The sequence below is a fragment of the Ilumatobacter sp. genome (assembly GCF_049588435.1).
Taxonomy (GTDB): domain Bacteria; phylum Actinomycetota; class Acidimicrobiia; order Acidimicrobiales; family Ilumatobacteraceae; genus Ilumatobacter_A.
The window spans coordinates 1-4,301 of sequence record NZ_JBAVYV010000350.1 but is presented as its reverse complement, the minus strand read 5'-3'; the positions used below and the strand labels follow the sequence as shown (position 1 = coordinate 4,301).

At 66.1% G+C, this 4,301-nt stretch carries 3 protein-coding genes and 1 pseudogene; 1 reads left to right on the top strand and 3 read right to left on the bottom strand.

The features are described from left to right. The 3 genes and pseudogenes from WBV89_RS13655 to WBV89_RS13645 all read right to left on the bottom strand — a co-directional run. Nucleotides 1–1,593 (bottom strand): adenylate/guanylate cyclase domain-containing protein (locus WBV89_RS13655; RefSeq protein ID WP_423981902.1); only part of this gene is annotated, 1,593 nt, incomplete at its 3' end. 105 nt (nucleotides 1,594–1,698) lie between these two features. Beyond that, nucleotides 1,699–1,824: pseudogene (locus tag WBV89_RS13650) on the bottom strand (zinc-ribbon domain-containing protein); the annotation flags it as partial. A gap of 181 nt (nucleotides 1,825–2,005) precedes the next feature. Then, on the bottom strand, nucleotides 2,006–2,866 hold the full coding sequence (locus WBV89_RS13645) for an SDR family oxidoreductase (RefSeq protein ID WP_423981901.1): 861 nt from the start codon (nucleotides 2,864–2,866) through the stop codon (nucleotides 2,006–2,008). Between the two features lie 317 nt (nucleotides 2,867–3,183). On the opposite strand from WBV89_RS13645, the gene WBV89_RS13640 reads away from it, so the two are divergent. Next, entirely contained in the window at nucleotides 3,184–4,056 is an 873-nt protein-coding gene (locus WBV89_RS13640) for a phytanoyl-CoA dioxygenase family protein (protein ID WP_423981900.1), read from the top strand. The last annotated feature ends 245 nt before the right edge of the window (nucleotides 4,057–4,301 follow it).

Here is a 4,301-nt window from a genome sequence, read left to right as displayed (position 1 = left end):
GTAGGAGCCCGTCGGCTCGATGATGTCGCGGCGTCGGAGACGCTCGATCGTCGCCTCGGTCTCGGACGCAGCGGCGTTCTCGACGATGGCCCCCACCGCGCCGCGCGGGAACTCGGAACCGACCACGGATGCCAGCTCCACGAATCGTCGGTCGGCCGGCGGCATGCGCTCCACCCGGGCGGCGAGCAGCGACTGGATGGTGGGTGGCACTTCGACAGCCTCGGGGTCGACGGTCATCTCCCAGCCATCGGCAGTGCGCGCGACCACGCCGTCGTCGACGAGCATCCGGACGAGTTCGCGGACGAAGAGCGGATTGCCCTCCGTGGACTCGGGCAGGAGCGCCGTCAGCTCCCTCGGCAACGACTCCGCCCCGAGTAGCCGGGCCGCGAGTTCCTCGGTGGCCGCAGCATCGAGGCCCTCGAGGGAGAGCACTGCCGAGACGCGGCGCCCCTGCTCGGTAAGCGCGGCACGCAGCTCGCGGATTTCAGGGCGGGCGAGTGCCACGATCAAGACGGGCGCATCACTCACCCACTCGACGAGGTGGTCGAGCAGGTCGAGGAACAGTGGCTCCGCCCACTGGACGTCGTCGACCACCAGCAGAATCGGCCGGCTGGCACCGAGCACCTCCAGCAGGCGACGTACCGCGAAGAACGTTTCTTCTGTCGACCGCGCCATCGTGGCGCCGACGAAGCTGCCGAGGAGGTCGATCACTCGCGCGCGGTCGGGTTCTGCCTCCTCGACGATTCGGCCGATCGCGGCAAGCGCATCCGAAGCTCCCTGATCCGAGCCGATGCCGCAGGTCACCCGCAGCAGTTCGGTGACGGGCGCAAACGTCGCCGACCCCGAACGTTCACATCGGAGGTCGACATGCAGCGCCTCGCCGCAGAGGCGTGCCAGCTCTCCGGCGATGCGGGTCTTGCCGACGCCTGGTGCCCCGATGACAGTGGCGATGTGTGCCCGACGCTCGGCAACGGCGCGGTCGTACACGGCGCATAGTGCGCCGAGCTCGACCTGGCGACTGACGAACGGAGCAGCCGCCGCCTCGTCCTGTGGTGTCTCGTCGACGACTTGGAAGGTTTCGACGGGAGCCGCCTTGCCCCTGACCGTGACTTCTCCGAGCACCTCGTACTGCACCGTCGAGCGGGTGAGGCGCCAGGTGTCCACACCGACGAGGACTCGTCCAGGCGCGCACGCCGCCTCCAGCCGGGCGGCGGTGTTGAGCGCGTCGCCGACGATGTCGGCATCCTGTTCGTCGATGACCACCTCGCCGGTGTTGACGCCGATGCGGAGACCGACATCGAACCCGTAGCGGTCGTGGATGTGCTGACGGATCGGATTGAATCCGGCCTGCAGCGCCAGCCCCGTGGCGACTGCGCGATCGGCGTCGTCCTCACCGATCTCGGGGATGCCGAAGACGGCCATCACCCCGTCGCCGATGAACTTCGCCACCGTGCCGTCGTGGGCATCGACGGTGGCCTGGACCATCGCGTGGTATCGGCCGATCGCCTCGCGGGCTGCCTCGGCGTCGACCGCCTCGCCGAACCCGGTCGATCCCACCAGATCGCAGAACAGCACCGTGATCGTCTTGCGCACGGCGCCAGCCGAGGCGGTGGAATCGACCGGAGCACCGGGAGTCTGGTCTCGGAACGACGGCCTGACCACTTCTGCTGCTGCCTCTGCTGAGGCTCCACATTGATCGCAGAACTTTGCAGCGTCGGACATCGGTGCTGCACACGTCGTGCACGCGCGCGGGAAGAACGATCCACACTCGACGCAGAATCTCGCGCCCGGTCGATTCGGCATACCGCACGTCGTGCACTTCACAATTTCCCCGATTCGACACCAGTCTCGCCCAGTGGCGCGACGTTGGCCATCAATTGCCTGCGACAAGCGCTCCAGGCGATGTATCGCTCAGGCTCTCGACGGTCTCGTACGCCGATCTCCACTGCCGGGTCCTGATCGGGTTGGAGACGGGCGCTGCCGACGTTGTTCTCGACACCCTCGATCAGCGGTTCGTGGGGCGGGGCCCGACGGTGCTCTCCACGATCGGCATCACGGCGTCCATCCAGCCCTCATAGCCGCCGACCTGATCGAACAGACCGAGGTACATCGTTGCATCGTCACCGACAGGAACATGCAGCCGTGTCTCAGGATCGATTGCCGCAGCGACGATCGCATCGGCGACCGCGCTCGGATGGGCGTGGCCGGCCGAGCCACCCTGTTCGAAGAACGACCTCATCCAGACCTGGTCGGCCGCATACACCTCGCTCGCGGGCTCGGATTCACTGATGTTGTTGTCGGTGATCCCGGTCTTGAAGAACCCCGGCTCGATCGACACGACCCTGATATCGAACGGCGCGACCTCACCGGCCAGAGCCTCGCTCACAGCGTTCAAACCCCGCTTCGAGGCTGCGTACATCGCGTTGTACATCGTGGCGGGCAACAGTGAGGCGAGCGAGCTGACGTTGACGATCACGCCCGACCGTTGCCGTCGCATGGTCGGCAGCACGGCCCGGATGGTGCGGATCGGACCCCAGAAGTTGGTCTCGATCACCCGCCTGGCGTTGTCGAGCGATTGTGCCTCGACGGGCCCAGAGTTGGCGATCCCTGCATTGTTCACCAGGACGTCGATCGTCCCGAAGCGCTCGACGACGGTGCCGATCGTCCGCTCGACCGAGTCATCATCGTCGACATCGAGGGCCTCGACATGAACCGTGAACCCTTCGCTCGCGGCGCGTTCCAGGAGCGTGTCCGCTTTTGCGACGTTCCTCAAGGTGGCGACAGTCGTGTCACCCCTGCGCGCGAAGGCGAGTGCCGCTTCCAAACCGATTCCGGTGCTGCACCCCGTCAGGACGATGACACCCATCGAACAACCCCCTCGTGTCGTGTCTGAGCCTCACACTACTCGGCCAGCCTGTGCGGAACGCCGTGAACGGAGGTTGCCGACAGGGGGCTCAGAACAACATCGTCCGAGCGGCAACCAACCCCACTCCTGATCGGCACGACTGCGAGCGATCAGGCGCTCAAGAATGCGCGCTGCGCCGCGCCTCGGACTGTTGTCGACTCAAGTTTTGGGACTCGCGGTCCGACGGGCTGGGGGAGCATTTCGTGCGCCCGGGTCGGTTTGTCGGAATGGGCGATCCGGTCTCGCCGAAGCCAGCGAGTCGAGTATCGTGCCTCGCGGTGCGAACGACATCGGGTTTGCGTCGGCAGATCACCGATGAGGATGTGGCGACCTATCACCGCGACGGCGTCGTGCTGCTCCCCGGCATGTTCGGCGTCGAGTGGATCGACCTGCTGGATGATGGTCTCGACACGCAGCTGGCGGCTCCGACCGCCCGAGCCCGACCGTGGGATCGAGATGCCGAGGGGCTGACCATGTTCTGGGACAGCCAGGCCTGGTTGGACGTCAAGCAATTTCAACGCTTCGTATTCGAATCACCCGCCGCCGAAATCGCCGGCCGGATCATGCGCGCTTCGGAGGTCAACTTCTTCTTCGACGCCGTGTTCGTTCGTTCGCCGGGCACGCAGTTCTCGACACCGTGGCATCAAGACGAGCCGTACTGGTCGATCGACGGGTACGACAGCTGCACGATCTGGATGCCGCTCGTGCCCGTCGCGGCGAAGAGCGCCTTGGCGTTCGTGCCCGGGTCGCACCTCGGCACGCCGGACTGGAAACAGTTCAACTTCGGCGTCCTCAACCCCGACGATCACACCTACGTCGACCAGGTCGACTTCGGTGCCATGTCAGCGCGGGAGGTACCCGACATCGACGCCGACCCTGAGGCATTCGGCGTGATCAGTTGGGCGATGGAGCCCGGCGACTGTGTGGTGTTCAACGGCCGCACGATGCATGGCGGATCGGGCAAGCTGGACTCGGGCGCCGACCTGCGAGTGTTCACCTCGAAGTGGCTTGGCGACGATGCCCGCATCATCTTCCGCGAATGCGGAATGGATCCCGATCACAGCGCGGTCATGACCGAGTATGGCCTCAAGCCGGGCGACCGGCCCGGCACGGATCTCTATCCCCGAGTCTGGACACGCTCCCGCTCATAGAGCGCGAACGGCTGGGCGGTGCCCGCCCAGAACATCCGACGGCGAGAACTCGCCGAGCCGATCAGATCGAAGCGTCTGTGGTTGTCAAGGGGGTCTTCGTCGGTGTCGGGGCGTGTTGGTCGAGGCCCCTTGCTGGCGGCCGGGGCCGGTCGTGGGGTCGTGGTTGGGTCCGGGAAGTGACTTGTCCGAAGAGCCGGCTGTTCAGGATGTGAGGCCGGTCACGCTGGAGACAGAGTCGTTCCTGG